Below are 17,117 nucleotides of genomic sequence, written 5' to 3' on the forward strand. Positions count from 1 at the left end.
TTAGATATGTTACGAAAACGATTAATGGGGCTATTTGTTTTGAGCCTTGTACTGCTGAGCTGCGGAAACCGCGAAAATAAAAGCAATACCGATAAAACTTTAGATTCGACTGACCAAAAAACGGCTGCCATGGCTGTTGAGCAGAAAAATATCCTTTTTTTTGGTACCAGTTTAACCGCAGGCTATGGGCTCGATCCAACAGAAGCTTATCCGGCATTGATCCAAAATCGGATAGATTCTTTACAAATGCCTTACAAAGTAATTAATGGTGGCTTAAGTGGCGAAACTTCTGCTGGCGGAAAAGGGCGGATTGATTGGTTACTTAAACAGCGTGTTGATATTTTCGTGCTCGAACTTGGCGCCAATGATGGATTGCGTGGGTTGCCTATATCGCAAACGGTTAAAAATCTTCAGGCAATTATTGATCGTGTAAAAGCTAAATACCCTAATGCTAAAATGGTGTTGGCTGGTATGCAGGTTCCTCCCAATATGGGTGCAAAATATGCTACCGACTTTAAAAACATGTTTCCTGATCTGGCAAAGAAAAACCAAATGGACCTGATCCCGTTTTTGTTGGATAAAGTTGGTGGTGTTCCTGAATTAAATCAGGCGGATGGCATACACCCAACTGCCGAAGGTGATAAGATCCTTGCCGAAAACGTATGGGTAGTGTTGAAGGATTTGTTGTAGTTAAACAGTTTTAACAACATTTAGTCTGCAGAATTAATTCCATCTCCATCTTTAACCGCAGAGGCCACAAAGAGAAAGGCACAGAGGGAATTGCATGCTTTTAAGATCTTGGGTTGAGCTGTCATTGACAGACTCCGATAGAAAAATCGTCATCTCGACCGAAGCAACGCGGAGTGTTCCAAAGGAACTCCTTTGGAGGAGAGATCTTTGAACTATGTACCTGAAAGGTTTTTGATTCTGCCGATCAGGACCCTGATCCAGTCTGTTTGAAGGGGAAACATTGGGAACTCATTAAGTTTGATCTGATTATGTTCTTAAAGGATTCTGGTAAGTAACCATCCTTATTTATCACTGTTAGCATAATTAACCAAACTAATCATTTTTTATTCCTGTCTGAAACTCTTTAGTGTACCATCGTTATTGAATTGCAGGTCGTAGCGTTCGCGGCTGCCATTTATTGTGGAAGGGAACCAACGCATACCATCATCCCAAATGGAAATATAGGCCGAGTTGGTGGGCTTTGCACCTTCAACCTCAGCCGCCTTTTCATTATAGATTTGTATCACTTTTTGCGCATCTGCAAAATTTAGTTTACTTAAAGGAAGGGTTCTACGCTCAATATTCCTGGCCTGTACAGGTTTTGGTTCAGACCAATAACCATCTTTGTATGAATATTCATCTACATATTTAGGGTTTTCGGGATGCTGTAAGGCCAGTTTAATGGAGCCATCTTCATAAAAGTGTACAGATTCATATATCACAATTTCTCTATCACGGTATTGTGGTAGCTGCCTTAATTTCCCTTCTGCCTGTGCTAATTGTGAAGCGCTTAACATCCCTTTTCTGGCTTTTGCTACTGGTTTTTCTGTAGTGATATTTTTTGTCCCGGTTTGTGGCAGGTTCATTTCCTTTAAAAATTCATTTACTCTTTTTTGGATTTCCTTGCTGTTAGCTGGTGTTTGCTTTTGTTTCAGCAATTCAATATCATGAAAAAGATCTTTTGCTTTTTCCTGAAGTTCAGGTGTGTTAACCGTATCGCCATTGATGACTATAAATTTCTCCTGATGATGCGTTGTCGAAGTAGTGGTAGTTGTTTTAGTAGTTCCGGTGTATTCGCCATCTGATCCAAAACGGTTTTCTTCGTTATATTTTTTAGCCAAAGAATCATTTGGATGAAAAGTTTCATCAACACTTTTTGTGACCTGTTTGCAACTCAAACACAGGAAGCAAGACAATATCATCAGCCAGGAAATATCAGTTAAGTTTTTCATCAGAATTCTCCTTTAATTTCGTTCAGGTCTTTTTCAAGGGCAATTTTCTGTGGATTTTCTTTGAGGTAAAAAATGGATACATCTTCCTGTTTGGTTACATCCAGATCGAGCAGGTCGACAATCTTTTTTAGGTTTGCCTTATGTTTTTGATTATGTTGATCGGTAAATTCCACCTCAAAGTTAATCATTGGCTGTTCGTTAATAAAGGTTCCGGTCTGGCTGGCCTTAATTAACCTGGCAGTTGTCCGGATACCTTTAAATTTGATCAGGAACAATTCATTTGGCTTACCCCAAAATTTGCTGTGGATAAAAGTGCCTATAATCCGGTAAAAAAGAAGTTCAGCAGGGCAAACCAACAATGGATGGCCTAAGCTCATAAAACACCAGCCCATACCTTCGCTTTCTGAGGAATATGAATAAACAAAATAGCCAGCAACAATACAGGTAAAAGCGAGCCAACCCAAGTTAACCAGCGCTACTATGGTTTTGTTTATGCTCACTTCTGTACTGGCGATAATGAGATAAGGGACTTTGTTTGCTTCCTTATCCAACAGTATGCCCACGGTTTTACCAACCTCATAGCGGCGTTCGTAAGGTTTTGAATCATTTATTGTGGTTTTTTGCCTGATTTCACTACCTGCCAGATTTTTAAACTGGAGTGTGAGTTCATAGGTGTCATAAGCCACATTAGGTTTTGACACTTTTACAGCCGCTATAATTTTGGCCTCACGCAGCTCGCCGGCATTTTTGAGTTTTTCTATATTGTGCTTTATCAAAAAAGTACGGATTACCCATTTGCGGTAATAGCCTATTAAGAGAATAACCCACAATAACACAGAAACCGCTACCAAACTTAACGATAGCCATGGGTCTCTTTCCATCAGGTTCGGCATGTTGTCGCTCTTAATGTTGTAATATAACAACATCGGGAAGGGAATGGCAAAAAACAACATGTAAAGTATCCAGAATATCGAAAGTCCTTTTCCCATAATTGTTAGGTTAATTAGGTTGCCAGTTATTTAACTGCTAAAATGTGTTTTTATTCAATTGTTTGCTTTGTATTGCCCAAAACTTTGGTCCATCGCGTTAGAAAATGCGGCATAGGTTTCATCATTAAAAGGAATAGCAGCCACCCATTGTTTTTGTTCGGCCCATTCAAGGCTTTCATAATGCTCCAGTTGTCCCAACAATGCATAAAATTTATTTTCTAAACCCTTTTTTGCCTCAAAAGGGCTGAGCATGAATTTGTGTAACTGTTCGTTTTGTATTAATTGGCTTTTCCATAAATGACTTTTTAGTGTAGCTTGCACAAAGGACCATACACTTTCAACGTTATTTGTTAATGGCTGTTGATCTGCAGTCAGATAATGATGATCGTTTAACCACTTGATTACCATCAAAATTAAATTTAACTGAAAGTTCCATTTACGGTCAAATTCTGTGGCGTGGTACAATTCATACGTTTCTTTTACAGTAGCAAAATAGCCGCTCAGCCTATTTTCTGCAGATATCAGACTCACAATGATATCTACATGTTTATTAAATGGGAGGTATATGCTTGGGTATTTTTTGGTCTGATCAAATTTACCGAAATGGTTTTCGATACTTTCCATACTGCTATCAGGGGGCGGACTAACATTCCAAAAGCTATCGGGCTCTTTTCGTTGCCGCTTTTGGTAAAGCTTACCATCAAAAACAATTTGGGTTAGATATGGAAGGTAGTTCTTTCCTTCTTTTAAAAGCGGGAAATCTTCATTTAATACTTCTGAGCTGAAATAGTATGAAAATCCCCAATCATGGTCTTTTAAGCTACTATTGTTTTTTAAACCAAGCGGCGAAGTGCTATTGGGCTTTACAATGGGAATAGATTGTGGAGGCGTAAGATTTCGCTGTGCAAAGAAGTTAATGATCTTTGGATCAGATACGGGTAATCCCAGTAACGCTAGTAAATCTTTTTGTATCATGCGTTTAACTCTTCCTTATTTATCTTTCACTGTTTTGAATCAGTTTTTCAATTTCAGTAAAACTTCTGTTTCAAATGTTTCTTGCCGTGCCTGGCTTTTGCGGCTACTGCCAAATGGCTGACTGATGGCGAAACTCTTGCCATATTTATTCTACTTGTGCGAGAGTGCATAATGCAGCAGGCCATCTTCCTGTACATGAAGTATTTGGATATCTTCAAAAGCCATAATTTTACGGGTATAATTATAGCCACAAGAGAAAAAAAGGTAATGGTATAAAAAAGGCCTTTCTGTACCTTTAAAGTATAGGTATTTCCTTGTTGTTCAAAATGTTGGAATGTTTGCATTTTGTTATTCTATTATAATTGATGTTAAAGAATATGGTTAATTACTATATTTTCATTTCCCTAATCATCTGCTTCCAGATATAGCCTCCAGTTTAATTTTTCGGCTACTTTTAAAAATATTTTAATGTATAGCTGCTGATCTATGTTTTTTCCTTTGGCGCAAACAATGGCAATCAAATTAATAAAATCTGTTTTCTTTGTTGAAGAAGCAAAATTTCCATCTTTTGCCTTAACCAAAGTAATGTCAACCCAGGGGAAATGACTCGCATTGCTCAAAGTCTGATGGGTTTTCTGTGCAAAATTTCCAGTTTGCAACAGCGCATCCATTACACTATTTGTTGCTAGCTCTTGGGTATGTTCCGGATCACTTTGTATGTTATAATAATTGTATCTATCGCTCCACATTGTTTACTTTATTGCGAAATTTATTCTTCCTTAAAAAAACCTCCAAACCATTGATCAAAGTTTTCCTTGTATTTTTCCTGGGCAGTTTTAATCAACTCATCGGGCGCCTCAATCCGATCCAGGCTGTAATCGCCCTTCATCCATTTTAAATATTCGCCTAAATCTTCAGGCTCTTCATAGCTGTTATCATCTTTATAGAAATAAGTTTGATCAAAATCCACCCAGATTTCGGTACCGTAGGTGAGTAGCTGTAGCAATTGCAAAATATTTTCTGCAACAATATGAACACCACCTTCATCTCCAAAAACCACAATAGGCATTTGGTTTAAAGCTTTATTTGTTCCATCGTTCCAAATCGCATAAAACGAACCAGAACCGTTTGCCTGGGCAAAGGGCAGTAACCGGTTTAAAAAGTTTTCATCTTCGCTCCAGCTTTTTAATCCCGATTTATCATCGATTAAAACACCAAAGCCTTGAGCATAATTTTCGAAGGATGAGATGTTATTTTGGAAATAAATCAGTTTTTCCAATTCGCTCGGGACCTCTGCTAGAGCTAAATTTTCTTTAAATTCTATTATGTTTACCATTGTATTTAAATGATTAGGTCACAGAGTAGATGAATTGCTAAAAAGGCATCTTTTCTACTGCAATGTTATTGTCCTTAGCGTATATGTCTGCAAGTTTCCATAGCTTATTGTACTTCTCAATAAATGCATCATAGGGTTTGGTGTCGAGTTCAGTTAAGGCATTGTTAATGTCTTCCTCGGCCTGATGTTTATCTATCATTTTAGCTATTTTGAGATGCTCTTCTTTGTAACTCGTTAAAACATAGTTGTGCAGTATTATTGAAGCACCTAGCATAGGTTTTGTTTCTGGAGTTGGCTGCAGTTTTTTTACTTTTTCCAAATTCTTTTCGGCCCTGGCAATCGAATTTTTCAGATATTCTTCGCAATTGGTAACTTTACCCGGACCAGATACGTTTTTAAGATATTCTTGATAGCCTTCAAAATAGTAAGTGCCAAAACGCGATATATCATTGGCATTTAAGGCCGCCTGATCAAAATACTCTTCCGGGGTATTTACCCTAAGGTTGCATGCAGTGATGGCCGAGACCATCACCATTAGCATGACATTTTTGATGTTGAGGCGCATAAACTTCTTTTTAGTATTTACCAACAAATGAAGACTTGTCTTCGAACATTTTACCAATAAGTGGAACAGGTTTTAATGCACCATTGGCCGCATTGATAATACCCATAATCCATAAAACGATAAATACATATCCGATTAAGCCTAAAAATGATAAACTGGGTACCATACTGGCAATAATGGTAAGAACCACGCTAAAAATAATATTCACAATGGCCAATCCAAGCGACTGCCTTAAGTGGTATTTAAGTAAAGCATCAGCTTTGTCTTTTCCACTGAAATAAGCTACAAGCCATCCGATAATGGTGATATAGGAAATGATTGAAAGAGTTTTGTTGTTCATGATGTCTGATTTTTAGATTGAAAAATTATTTAGGTCAAATTTGGGGTTAATCATCGTTCCTTAAAAGAGTTTGCCGCCTACAGAACATCTACTGTGTTTTTCAAAAACGTCTACAATACATCTACAGGTATTTTTAAATTATTGATAATTAGTGTTTTATGTTTTTTATTGTTTTTAGCTTTTGTCTACAATTTTACCCAAGCTCCAATCTTTATGTTAATTTTACGATATGAAGTACCTGGTTTTTAAAAACATATCACTCTTAATTTGGATTGTTATAGGTTGTTATACAGCTAAGGCGCAAAGCTTATTGGATAGTACCGCACTCGATAATTTAGGCGAAAAGGATAAACCAGCTTTGCTTACGCAGCTGGCAGAAAGAAGTCGGATTAATGGCGATTATAAAGGTGCCATTGCTAAAGCGCAGCAAAGTGCAGATTTGGCTTTAAGGTTTAAGAATCTTACCGAGGCTGCAAAGGCCTATACTGCAATGGTTAATGTGTATTCGACCACCAAACAATTTGCATTATCAAAAAAAATAAGCGATACCACTTTAATTCTTGCGCAACAGTCGCGTCAGCCCATTGCACTTGCCTATGCCTATTATGCGCAAGCTTTGTTTTATAATGCCATTGATAATACAGAGCAGATTACCAAATACTGCCAATTGGCGCTCAAATCCTTAGGGCAAAAATATGATCCCTACCTCAGTGCTAAAATATATTATCAGTTATATATGCTGAACTCACGTTGGGATGACGTGAAAAATGTGAACAAATACGCGCAAGCGGCTACCGAAAATGCCTTAAAAACCAATGATTATAACCTGTTGAGCAATTGTTATATTGCTTTATCGGTTGCTGCCGACTATAACTATACAGGCACTAAAAATGAAATGTTGCGTGATAGTATTATCTATTATTTAAACAAAGTACAAAGCCTTTATCAGCAGTACCCTAAATATGTTGCCCGAAAAACCTATGGTATTTCCTGTATTAATAGTGCCGATTATTATCTGAGGTATTTCTCTGATACCGACCGCGAGGCAAAAGCCAATGCCATCCGCTATGCCAGTATGGCCAATGAAGTAATGAAAGGAGCAATAAACGGAGAGGAAATAAGGGCAAGCAGTTTGGGTATTTTAAGCGAATATGCCAAAAGGGACAAAAATTTTGTGATGGCAGAAGGTTATTTGCAGGAGGCTTACAACGTATTGAAAGCCAAGAAGGTACCTTACTATTATACATTAATCAATGTTGTATCCTCCCTGTCGAATTTTTACGAGCAGCGGGGAAACTATGAAAAAGCACTTGAGTTTCAGAAAAAAGCAACAGAATACAATAGCAAACTTTTTGATGAAAAACGAACTTTAAATGCTCAAAAACTAGAAGTACAGTACGAAGCTGAAAAAAAAAACAATGAAGTTCAGCTATTGAAGCAAAGTGAAAAATATGCGCAGCAGCAAAAGTACCTGTACATTGGTATTGCAATCGCTTCTTTGCTTGGCCTGATATTTATGTTCCGTTCCTATCATTTCAGGCTTAGGTATTCACTGCAGCGCGAAAAACAGTTGCATCTGGAAAAACAGGATGCTGAATTGCAGATGAAACTCGAAAAAGAAGAGCAGGCAAGGTTAAAGGTAGAGCAATTGTTATTGGAAAGCCAGCAGCAGCAATTGCAGAAAGAAGTAATGGCCAATCAATTACAATTGGAACATAAAAAAGAAATGCTTTTTCAGATCAAAGAAAAGCTCAGCGACAACCATCAGCTCAATATCAATAAGATCTGGAATGAAGAACTGCTTTTGGATAACGATTTTGAGGAAGCAAAATTTCAAATCCAACAGGTACATCCAGAATTTTTCGCTCTGTTAAATCAACGGGCACAACAAAAACTCACCTCACTTGACTTAAAGCTTTGTGCTTACCTCCATTTGAAAATGGATACCAAAAAAATTGCTCAGCTGATGCATATTGAAGCCAAAAGTGTGCGCATGAGCCGCTACCGCGTTAAACAAAAACTGGGGCTTGACAAAGAAGAGGATTTAAATTTATTTTTGCAGAAAATGGCTTAAGCTTTCTAAGTGTTTATTAGGACGAAAAACAGGTTAGTGCAAATGGTTAAGCAAATTGAACTGTTTTTGTACTTCGGCTAAAACCTGTTCTTTTTTATTGATTATTTTGCGCATTTCCAGCTTGTCTCTTGATAATTGCCCTTGTTGACGTATTGCAGCATCCCGTATTTTTTCAGTATTTGTTTTATTTTGACTGATCTGTTGCTGGTCAATAATTAAGCGGTCAAAAATTTCGAATTCTTTAACAGCCTTATAATAGTTGCTTGTTGCCAGTTTTAGTTCGTTGCCGTATTTAATCCCTCCCGTTTCCAGTGCATTTATTTCACTGATGATTTTATCGAATGCCCGTTCCTCTTCGGTTATTGCCTGCCGGGCGCATTTAAAATCGCTATTAATCAGGCACTTCAGTTTTTGCTCATTGGGGCCGTTTTTGCCCAGCATTATATTGAAAACGACCCGTCCCTTTTGTTCCAGGACTGTTTTTAAATGAGCTGCTTTTTCAGAGTGGCAAGAGGAAACAATCAAAATCAGTACAAGTAAAAAGATGTTTCTTAGTATCATAACGGTTTACACAGGATTTATAAATTACTTTCGGTTCAAATCTGTAATTAACAGTGGATTATCTTTTTTTAGTTTTTCGATCATTTCTTGTACAGCACCTATTGTAGGGCTTTTTTTCAAATCTTCTACTTCTGCATTGGTAATGCCCACCAACTGTAAAAAGCTTACTTCGCCATGAGGGGTTTCTATTTTTCCAAGTTCGGGATCTAAGGCAAAAACAAAGCCTGTTATTTCTGTTTCTGTATTTAGTCTTATTGGCCCATTAGCTGGGATAAAATGATTTTCTTCAAACCATTTGCCGCTCGAAAATACGTACCGTGCCAGATTGTTCATTACCTGTATGGCCCAGATAGGATCATTCTCATCATCTTTGAAGGGCGCCAGTCTAAATGTAAACTCAAAGCCCCATTTGCTAAATTCGCCACCAGCTTTCTCCTCGTTATAATACAGCTCGCTCATGCCATAACTTATCATGTGCCGATGAAAAGTTTGGTGGTTGCTATCATAAATACTGGCACCATCTATTGGGTCTGTTCCTCCGGCTGCATAATGGATTCCGCACAACGGTGGGTAATGGCGTGCTTCCATACTGCCATATATCTTCTCCAATTGATCATCTATTGCCTGCCATCCAGGTGTATCTTCTGTGGTAAATTGCCGTTTGTAGATTTCCGGGTTCATTATCGTTTTTATTGAATGTTATTTTGTTAAGCCAGCTCAAAGATTTTGCCATTTATTTAGCGCAATTAATCAATAGCTGTCGTATTTATTCAATGCTGATTTTACAGTTTGTTCATTACATAGGTAAAAGATTCTTCGTAGGTAACATTGTTGTCGGTTTCCGTTTCGCTCTGCGATAATTCCAATTGCGTATCGGAATTGAATTTTAACTTGAAGAAAATAGCACTGTTGCCATCTTCTCTTATGATCACTTCATCACCTTCTATAGTAAACGAATAACTTTCTTTAGAACCGTTTTTCTGGATATAATTTAGGGTGTTGCCTGCAAATTCAAAAACAGTTGTGCCACTCGCAAACTTCTCCTCGTCTTCAACTTTTTTGCCATTGTTAAAAGTAACAGACCTGGAGCTTATTACATCCCATTTGCCCTGTATTTTTTGATTATTTAAGTCGTTGTCGCCTATTTTATCTTTTTTGCATCCCGTGAGCGCAGTTATGGCCACTAAGAAAACCAATATATAATTTTTCATGATTTTAAGTTTTGGAATTTATTTTTTGACGTAAATGGTTTCGTAAGTACTTCTCATTTTAACGTTTTTGCTGGTGAAAAAACTTTCTTCGCTGTGGGCATGCTGGGTATCTGAATAAAACTTTAATTGATAATAGACACCGTTATTGCCGTCTCTTAATCGTATTTCGGCACCTATAATTGCATAGGTATAAGTAACTTCAGGAGTTCCGTTGAAATAATAAACGACTTCATTTCCTTTATATTCAATTTCTCTTTGGTTGGCCTTATAAGGAGTTGTTTTTTCGGAAACGAGCTTGTTGCTCTCTTTTTCGTAAACTTTTTCTACTTCTGAGGTGGCCGCCCATTTGCCCTTCAGTTTGGTTACTGTGGCATCGTTCGGATCAACTACCTGGCCCTTTTTGCAACCTGCAAAAAAGAATAAGCTGATCAAAGCCATTGTTGTGATTGATGTTATTTTCATGTTGGTTGAGAATGATTGTTTTCTTTCAGCTAAAAAGTCAAAGCTGTTATCGGTACTTTAGAATAAATAATCGTAACAAGACTTAGTTATTGGTTAGCAGGTTTAGGCAGTGTAAATATGGTAGTGCCATCAACAACAAGTGTTTTTACATAAATGCTTAGCTGTACTGGCGAATTGGCACCAACTGTAGTATAAAAACTTTCAGACGAGCCCGCAATCTGTCCATCCGTAAAAGTAATTTTGCGCGGTTTTTTTATGCCATCAATCGGGATGACCGAAATTTCTCCTGATACATTTTTTATACTTCCTCCAACCCACTTCAGTAAGAAACTATCTGCATCCTGTGCCAGTTCCATCATGAGGCTGCAGCTGCCGTTATTAATTAGTTTGCTTTCATCCTGAAGGTAAAATGGATTGCTCAAGGAATAGTTTATGCCATAAAGCTTATAATTGTGGCTCGTGTTAGCAGTTTTATCCGTTAGTTTTAATTCTAGCTGTACCTGTGGCTCATCCTGGGCTTTAACATTAAAGCAGAATAGCACCAATAATAATAAGAGTATAGTCTGGTGATAACATTTCGTTTTCATAGGTTTTGATTTGTAGTGCTTAAGAAGCGAAATTGAATTTTCCTTCGAATATTTTTCCGATGAGTGGAACAGGTTTTTCCAGCTCGTTGTTGGCCGCTATGATGCCAAGCAATAACAATACAAATGGGATTAATAAAATGAGATAAAAAATAGCACCTAAAGATGGAATAATCGCTAAAATAACACTGCTCAGAATGCTTAAAAGAATAGACGTGATGATCAGTCCGAGGGATTGCCCAAGGTGATAGTTAACCAGTTTACTTTTTTCTGTTGATTTTTTAAACTCCAAATAAGAAATGATCCAACCGATTAGTGTAATGTAGGCCACAATAGCCATTGTTTTTTGTTTCATGTGATTAAATTTTTTGGTGAAGTGAATAACTCAAAGTTATGGGCGTTTAAACCGTTAGCCAAGAAATTGCAGGCTACACAGCGACTACCAGTTTTTAAAATAGCGTCTACAAGGAGACTACAAAAGCCGTTTAAACAGCTATATCCCATTTATTTGTTGTACTTCTGCTTTTATAAAAGTGTTTCTTTTCTATTTTTGAATATGCAGCTACCACTGAAAACTTTATCTAGTCTCTTTATCTGTCTTTTCCTTTTTTTTAAAAGTGCAGGGGCCCAAAAAATCTATATCGATTCGTTAAACCATTTACTTGCACAAAAGGGTACAACCAAGGAGCTGCGTGTAAATATATTGTGCAAGCTGGCGAAAGCCAATTTTGAAAAAAACCTTCCATTATCTTTCCAATTGGTCGATCAGGCCCTTCAGGTTAGTGCGGGGCTAAAGGATGGGAAAAGTAAAGCGATAACCTATGCCACCCTGGTACATTTATATGTTTGGAAAAAAGACATGAAAAACGCTTATCAAAGCCTTGATAGTGCGATGTACTATGCAAAGAAAACAAAAGATAGGGTTACCTTAGGTTTTGTATGGTTTAGAAATGGCTGGTTAGACCTTGTTAATGATGAGAATGATAAATCTACTACCAAACTCTTAAAAGCGCTCGATTTTTTTAAGGGAGAAAATGCTTACGAATATGAGAGTACCATATACCATTACCTGGCCAGCTTTTATGGATATGGGAACAACCCATCTAAACAACAAAAATATGCCGATCTATGCTATCTAACGGCAGTAAAAAGCCAGCAAGTGGATCTGTTGAATAACGCTTATTTTACCATAGGACAAACCTTTTTTGACCGCTTTAAGCTGGATACCACAAAACGTAACCTGCTGGATTCGACTTTAAAGGTTTACAAAAAATCGCTTTGGCTCTCTAAAAAACAAGAAGGACGTTTGCTCGTATACAGCAATACTGCCGCAGTAGCGCTAAATACTGCCAATACCTATTTCCAGTACTTTCCGGTAAGCTATCGCGATAGCGCCGAAAAATATGTGGATGCGGCGATTGAAATTGCCACAAAAACGAATTTACAGGAGATTTTATTAAATTGTTATGGGTTAAAAAGTGAATATTACTTGCGGGATGGCAATTATGACCAGGCTGAAAAAATATTATTAACCGGTTTGGGCAAAATAGAAGATGGAGTGGTTAAAATGCCGCTCACAAAGTCCAGGATATTTCAGGGACTGTCTAATATCGCCGAGAAAAAAGGAGATAAGGCAGCAGCGCTAAATTATCTCAAAGAATATGTGGCAAATTATAAAAAAGCTTTCGACGAAGAGAAGATAAATAACACCGTTAGGATTGAGGCACAATATCAGTATGAAAAAAAAGAACAGGAAATCGCATATCTCCATCAACAAAGTGCTTACACGAAAAAATTAAATGTTTTCTATATCATTTCGGGGCTTACGGGGATAGTAGCCTTACTTTTCCTGTTAATCTCCTATAACTACAAACTCAAAGCCTCGGTCAGGAAACAGGAATTGATCGATCAGCAAAAGGATGCTGCAGAACTAAAAGCACAATTAAAAGAAGCCGAAGCTTTGCAGTTAAATGCCGAGCAAGCTTTACTTAAAGAACGGCAGGAACGGTTGGAAAAAGAGGTTTTAGCCGGTAATTTGCAGATTGAGGAAAAAAATGAGCTGCTGGAACTCATATCAGACAAGGTAAACAGTGAGAGCCATCTTTCGCTTGATGAACAGATTAAACGGATTGTGAATCAACAGAAAAAGATGGATAAAGAGTTTGAAGAATATAAAACAGATTTTTTTGACGCCAATCCTGCTTTTTTTGAACGCCTGCAAGAGAAGGCAAACCATACACTAAGCCGGCTCGATTTAAAATACTGTTCATATATGTTGATGGGTTTGACCAATAAAGAGATTTCCATCCGTTTGGGCATCGAACCCAAGAGCGTGCGCATGAGCCGCTACCGGATTAAACAAAAACTGGGATTGGGAAAAGACGACGATCTTAATATGTTTCTGCAACAGTTAGGTCATTAATGGTGCTTTAGGCAATATAGCTGTTTCGCCCTGAGAATCGGAAATATATGGTATATAAATAATCCTTAAAGCAGCATGTGCAATGTCATTATTTAAGTTCCTGGCATAGATAGATATAATTTAACCACCGATGGTTCCAATCTTCAGGAGATAAACAGGAGGTATACAGATATAAAAATCTGTGTTTATCTGTGTGCATCTGTGGCTAAAAAGCAGAGTTCTTCTTCTTCAAAAGTACCATCATTTCTGTGTGATCAGCGGGTATTTATAGTTTTTGCCAAAAGCCATTCATGCCTACAATAAAATTTAAGACTTCACCAAATAAAAATCAGTAAGGAGTAATTAATCTAAATTTTTAATCGTGGTGTTGAGGAGGATATTATAACTTTTTTATGCTCTTTAGGAGAGGAGAGCCTGTAAAACAGCAGCCAATAAGTGATGGCCATAATCAACATACCTAAGAGCGCACTGATTATATCATTCCTTTTCATACTTGTTTCGCTACAAAAAAAATGCCGATACGCCGATATCGACTCCAATAATTGTTTTTCTTCTTCTTTTTTATTGATTTCTTAATTTTTTAAGAACAAAGTTACGAGTCTGCTTTTCGGAAATGAGGAGGGCTTTGGCTACTGTGTAAACAAAAAAAAGCCACTAATAATAGGGCTTTTTTTTGCGATAATATATTTCCGCTATACTCGGAGGCACTTAAAATTTATTTCTTTGGTAGTGCGTTGGGGTTATTGATATTTTCTGTCCTAAATAATGGTGCCTGATAATCTTTAGGCAAGTAATCTGCCGGAATGGTCGTGGCATTTCCATCTCTGAGCGCTTTATAATGTGGCGACATAATTTCTACTCCTGCCTGGTTAAACTGATCCTGTATGTTTGCATGCAAAGCAGAATAGATTACGGCCTGCCGGTTTGGCGATTTAGTAAAGGCATTTAATTTATAGCTTACATAATAATCGTCAAGGCTGGTTTGGAGCACATATGGCTTTGGTTCGGCATCAACAAGCTCAGTAGCAAGTGCAGCATTAATGAGCAGTTCGTGCACTTGCCTCCAGGGCACATCATAACCAATAGTTACTGTGGTATGGATAATGAGTCCCTTTTCCTGCGCTTCAATACTAAAATTTATGGTATGGTTGTTCATTACAGTAGAGTTTGGAATGGAAACAACTTCGTTCTGGATCGTTCGCACTCTTGTAACCAGCAAAATTTTTTCAATAATATCTAAATATTGAGGATTGTGATATTATCATATGTTCACTAGCAGAAAACAATCGCTCTTATAGTGTAGCATTCAAAAATACTTTCGACTGGGCTTCCCGGATTAATGTGAAAGTTTTTCAAAACAAACTGATGTTTCTGATGACTACTTCTCCGGGTGGGTTTGGCGGTGGAAATGTAATGGCAGAAGCGTCGAAGTTTTTTTCACAATTTGGAGCTGGTATTAAAGAAGTCTTTTCATTGCCGAAGTTTTATGAGAATTTTGATGTCCATAATGGCGTTATAAATCAGGAATCATTGACTGAATTGAATACAAAAATCGAAAACTTCAAAATCCACCTAGCAAATCCGTACTGATCTCAGTTGCTTTAATAGTTTTAGATAATTATTCATCTTCTTACTCACCGAATCACTCACCAGAACTATGCGAATTCATGCATGTTTTGTGTAGTGCCAGAATGTCTAGATACAACTGAAATATACATCCAATCCGTGAATCGCCGTACGAAATCGCACATCAGTGCCCGAAAATGAACACATTCTAGCATTAGAAAGTGGACTTATTAGTAAGAATCGAGTATTTGAATACTGGCATTGAATTGGTTAGCTTTTAACCCCGACCTTTTTATCATGAAGAGTAATATGAAATTATCAATTCTATTTTTATCCGGAATCTTGTGTTCATTCCAAATTTATGCCCAATCAATAAAGGCTGCAAAATCAGAATCAAGTAGTGAAATTCAAATACCAATGAAGGCTGAATATTGGAAAAGTGACACCGCTACAACTGAATTTACAACCTACAAAAATACGAAGGTTATAAAAGGAAAAAATGGAAGTGCATTTCAGGTGTTTTTAAAAAATCACAATTTCAGTAATGGTACAATTGAATTTGATGTAGAACTTAGCGGCATGGGATTTCCGGGAATTAATTTCCGCATGTCCGAAGACCATAAAAATGGCGAGAACTTTTATATCCGTTCTTTTGGAGCTGTAAAACCGGAAACCAGAACAACATTGCAGTATGCTGCCTTAATGGACGGCATGAGCATCTGGGACTTAACCGACGAGTATCAGGCAGGTGCCACGATATATCAAAATAAATGGAATCATGTAAAATTGGTTATATCCGGCAAACAGATGAGGGTCTATATAAATGATATGACCAAACCTGCGCTCATCGTTCCCGAATTGGAAGGTGGACGTAACTCTGGCGGCATTTCACTTTCAGGAAATGTTATATATGCCAATTTTACAGTCAAGCCAAATGCTACTGAGGGTTTAAGTCCCGAATCTGGTTATATTGTAACGACTGGCGATACTAGATACTTGAGAGATTGGATGGTAGCGCCCGTGAAAGATTTTCCTTTTGGACGTGAAATAAAATTCTCTTTGCCAAGTATGTATGGAAAGCTAACTACTTCGGAGTTGCCAGATAGTAACACAAAATGGTCACCGATAAAAGCTGAAGCGCGTGGAATTGTTAACCTTACCAGAATATATGGACTGAAAGAAAATGATGCCCGGCGACTTACATGGCTTAAAACTACAATCGAATCCGATAAGGATCAGGAAAAAATTCTAAATTTTGGTTTTAATGACGAAGTATGGCTCTTCTTGAACGGTCAAATTATATACGTTGATAAAAATTACTTTGGTACGCCAGTGCAAAAAAGTCCAGAAGGAAGATGCACCATAGAAAACGCCATCATTAAACTTCCTCTACGTAAAGGCAAAAACGAAATAATGATAGCACTTGCAAATTATTTCTATGGCTGGGGAATTATTGCAAGGTTGGGTGATACTGACGGCATCAAGCGCTAAAAATCTAGACGCTACCAGACCACAAAGATGCTTGGGGATTATTCCATATGTGTCCACCTCGTTCGCGAAAGGCTAACCAGATAAAATCCGATTAGCCTATCAAAGTGGGTATTTCGCCAAAAGTGCTTTCTTTGACCAGAACGTTGATCAGATCAGCACTTGGCGATTGTAGCTGTATATACTGAGCTGTTTCTGCCTTTTGCCGTCAATGCGCGCCTCAGGTTGCTGCAAAGAATCATGGCTAAAGGTTATGAGCTCGACAGCGAAGGTTTTATTGAAAGCCAGCTTATATCAATAAAACTTTCGTGCCCTCAAAACGATTTTCGAATACTTTCCGAATGCCGGTAAATCCGCAAACTTTCTTGTGTAATAACTGTGAACTTTTGATGAGGATTCCTCGCAATTTGGACAAAGCGATTTTTTATTCTTGCTTAAAATCTATTTTTCTAATTTCAATATCTGTGAGGTTGTATTTCCATACTGACCATACCGGAAAACCATATTCAGGTTTTCATATATTGGATATATGATCACAAAAGACAAGAGATATGGTCCGATAAGAAATAACGGTGTCCAAATC

At 37.6% G+C, this 17,117-nt stretch carries 20 protein-coding genes; 5 read left to right on the forward strand and 15 right to left on the reverse strand.

Going from position 1 to position 17,117, the window contains the following annotated elements; translation table 11 throughout:
• The first annotated feature begins 6 nt into the window (after nucleotides 1-6).
• Nucleotides 7-690 (forward strand): arylesterase, encoded by a 684-nt coding sequence (locus EYS08_RS03445; RefSeq protein WP_131028453.1) that lies wholly within the window; start codon nucleotides 7-9, stop codon nucleotides 688-690.
• A 383-nt stretch (nucleotides 691-1,073) separates the two neighbouring features.
• On the opposite strand, the gene EYS08_RS03450 is transcribed toward EYS08_RS03445, so the two are convergent.
• The 7 genes from EYS08_RS03450 to EYS08_RS03480 all read right to left on the reverse strand — a co-directional run bounded on the left by EYS08_RS03450 (nucleotide 1,074) and on the right by EYS08_RS03480 (nucleotide 6,166).
• Nucleotides 1,074-1,961, reverse strand: a complete 888-nt coding sequence (locus EYS08_RS03450; protein WP_131028454.1) for a hypothetical protein — start codon at nucleotides 1,959-1,961, stop codon at nucleotides 1,074-1,076.
• Nucleotides 1,961-2,950, reverse strand: coding sequence for a hypothetical protein (locus tag EYS08_RS03455; RefSeq protein ID WP_131028455.1), 990 nt, complete (start codon nucleotides 2,948-2,950; stop codon nucleotides 1,961-1,963). The genes EYS08_RS03450 and EYS08_RS03455 overlap by 1 nt, the downstream gene beginning before the upstream one ends.
• A 54-nt stretch (nucleotides 2,951-3,004) precedes the next feature.
• Nucleotides 3,005-3,925 carry a hypothetical protein gene (locus tag EYS08_RS03460; protein ID WP_131028456.1) on the reverse strand — a complete coding sequence of 307 codons (921 nt, stop codon included), beginning with the start codon at nucleotides 3,923-3,925 and terminating at the stop codon, nucleotides 3,005-3,007.
• Between the two features lie 404 nt (nucleotides 3,926-4,329).
• Nucleotides 4,330-4,674 carry a hypothetical protein gene (locus EYS08_RS03465; protein WP_131028457.1) on the reverse strand — a complete coding sequence of 115 codons (345 nt, stop codon included), beginning with the start codon at nucleotides 4,672-4,674 and terminating at the stop codon, nucleotides 4,330-4,332.
• 20 nt (nucleotides 4,675-4,694) lie between these two features.
• Nucleotides 4,695-5,261, reverse strand: coding sequence for a hypothetical protein (locus tag EYS08_RS03470; RefSeq protein WP_131028458.1), 567 nt, complete (start codon nucleotides 5,259-5,261; stop codon nucleotides 4,695-4,697).
• A gap of 37 nt (nucleotides 5,262-5,298) precedes the next feature.
• Nucleotides 5,299-5,826 carry a hypothetical protein gene (locus EYS08_RS03475; protein ID WP_131028459.1) on the reverse strand — a complete coding sequence of 176 codons (528 nt, stop codon included), beginning with the start codon at nucleotides 5,824-5,826 and terminating at the stop codon, nucleotides 5,299-5,301.
• Nucleotides 5,827-5,836: 10 nt separating this feature from the next.
• Nucleotides 5,837-6,166 carry a DUF4870 domain-containing protein gene (locus EYS08_RS03480; RefSeq protein ID WP_131028460.1) on the reverse strand — a complete coding sequence of 110 codons (330 nt, stop codon included), beginning with the start codon at nucleotides 6,164-6,166 and terminating at the stop codon, nucleotides 5,837-5,839.
• Nucleotides 6,167-6,395: 229 nt separating this feature from the next.
• Here EYS08_RS03480 and EYS08_RS03485 point away from each other — a divergent pair, with 229 nt between their 5' ends.
• Nucleotides 6,396-8,240 carry a helix-turn-helix transcriptional regulator gene (locus EYS08_RS03485; protein WP_131028461.1) on the forward strand — a complete coding sequence of 615 codons (1,845 nt, stop codon included), beginning with the start codon at nucleotides 6,396-6,398 and terminating at the stop codon, nucleotides 8,238-8,240.
• A 33-nt stretch (nucleotides 8,241-8,273) separates the two neighbouring features.
• On the opposite strand, the gene EYS08_RS03490 is transcribed toward EYS08_RS03485, so the two are convergent.
• The 6 genes from EYS08_RS03490 to EYS08_RS03515 all read right to left on the reverse strand — a co-directional run bounded on the left by EYS08_RS03490 (nucleotide 8,274) and on the right by EYS08_RS03515 (nucleotide 11,413).
• Nucleotides 8,274-8,801 (reverse strand): hypothetical protein, encoded by a 528-nt coding sequence (locus tag EYS08_RS03490; protein WP_131028462.1) that lies wholly within the window; start codon nucleotides 8,799-8,801, stop codon nucleotides 8,274-8,276.
• Nucleotides 8,802-8,825: 24 nt separating this feature from the next.
• Nucleotides 8,826-9,482 carry a suppressor of fused domain protein gene (locus EYS08_RS03495; RefSeq protein WP_131028463.1) on the reverse strand — a complete coding sequence of 219 codons (657 nt, stop codon included), beginning with the start codon at nucleotides 9,480-9,482 and terminating at the stop codon, nucleotides 8,826-8,828.
• 101 nt (nucleotides 9,483-9,583) lie between these two features.
• Nucleotides 9,584-10,012: a hypothetical protein gene (locus EYS08_RS03500; protein ID WP_131028464.1), complete on the reverse strand. Its 429-nt coding sequence runs from the start codon at nucleotides 10,010-10,012 to the stop codon at nucleotides 9,584-9,586.
• A gap of 18 nt (nucleotides 10,013-10,030) precedes the next feature.
• On the reverse strand, nucleotides 10,031-10,474 hold the full coding sequence (locus tag EYS08_RS03505) for a hypothetical protein (RefSeq protein WP_131028465.1): 444 nt from the start codon (nucleotides 10,472-10,474) through the stop codon (nucleotides 10,031-10,033).
• Nucleotides 10,475-10,560: 86 nt separating this feature from the next.
• Nucleotides 10,561-11,061, reverse strand: a complete 501-nt coding sequence (gene tssD, locus EYS08_RS03510; RefSeq protein ID WP_131028466.1) for a type VI secretion system tube protein TssD — start codon at nucleotides 11,059-11,061, stop codon at nucleotides 10,561-10,563.
• 19 nt (nucleotides 11,062-11,080) lie between these two features.
• Nucleotides 11,081-11,413, reverse strand: coding sequence for a DUF4870 domain-containing protein (locus EYS08_RS03515; RefSeq protein WP_131028467.1), 333 nt, complete (start codon nucleotides 11,411-11,413; stop codon nucleotides 11,081-11,083).
• A 201-nt stretch (nucleotides 11,414-11,614) separates the two neighbouring features.
• Between EYS08_RS03515 and EYS08_RS03520 the strand changes: the two genes are divergently transcribed.
• Entirely contained in the window at nucleotides 11,615-13,480 is a 1,866-nt protein-coding gene (locus tag EYS08_RS03520; protein ID WP_131028468.1) for a LuxR C-terminal-related transcriptional regulator, read from the forward strand.
• A 715-nt stretch (nucleotides 13,481-14,195) separates the two neighbouring features.
• On the opposite strand, the gene EYS08_RS03525 is transcribed toward EYS08_RS03520, so the two are convergent.
• Complete coding sequence (locus EYS08_RS03525; RefSeq protein WP_394343102.1) at nucleotides 14,196-14,636, reverse strand: hypothetical protein; 441 nt, start codon at nucleotides 14,634-14,636, stop codon at nucleotides 14,196-14,198.
• 86 nt (nucleotides 14,637-14,722) lie between these two features.
• On the opposite strand from EYS08_RS03525, the gene EYS08_RS03530 reads away from it, so the two are divergent.
• Together EYS08_RS03530 and EYS08_RS03535 are read left to right on the forward strand one after the other, a co-directional pair.
• A complete protein-coding gene (locus tag EYS08_RS03530; protein WP_131028470.1) occupies nucleotides 14,723-15,070 on the forward strand; it encodes an NADPH-dependent FMN reductase in 348 nt (115 codons plus the stop codon).
• Nucleotides 15,071-15,343: 273 nt separating this feature from the next.
• The gene (locus EYS08_RS03535; protein WP_208745778.1) at nucleotides 15,344-16,537 is read left to right on the forward strand and encodes a family 16 glycoside hydrolase; all 1,194 of its coding nucleotides are present in this window, start codon (nucleotides 15,344-15,346) and stop codon (nucleotides 16,535-16,537) included.
• A gap of 291 nt (nucleotides 16,538-16,828) precedes the next feature.
• On the opposite strand, the gene EYS08_RS26575 is transcribed toward EYS08_RS03535, so the two are convergent.
• Nucleotides 16,829-16,975 (reverse strand): transposase family protein, encoded by a 147-nt coding sequence (locus tag EYS08_RS26575; protein WP_131028618.1) that lies wholly within the window; start codon nucleotides 16,973-16,975, stop codon nucleotides 16,829-16,831.
• Nucleotides 16,976-17,117: the final 142 nt, after the last annotated feature.

Origin of the sequence: Pedobacter kyonggii, from assembly GCF_004310665.1 — a bacterium.
Lineage (GTDB): Bacteria > Bacteroidota > Bacteroidia > Sphingobacteriales > Sphingobacteriaceae > Pedobacter > Pedobacter kyonggii.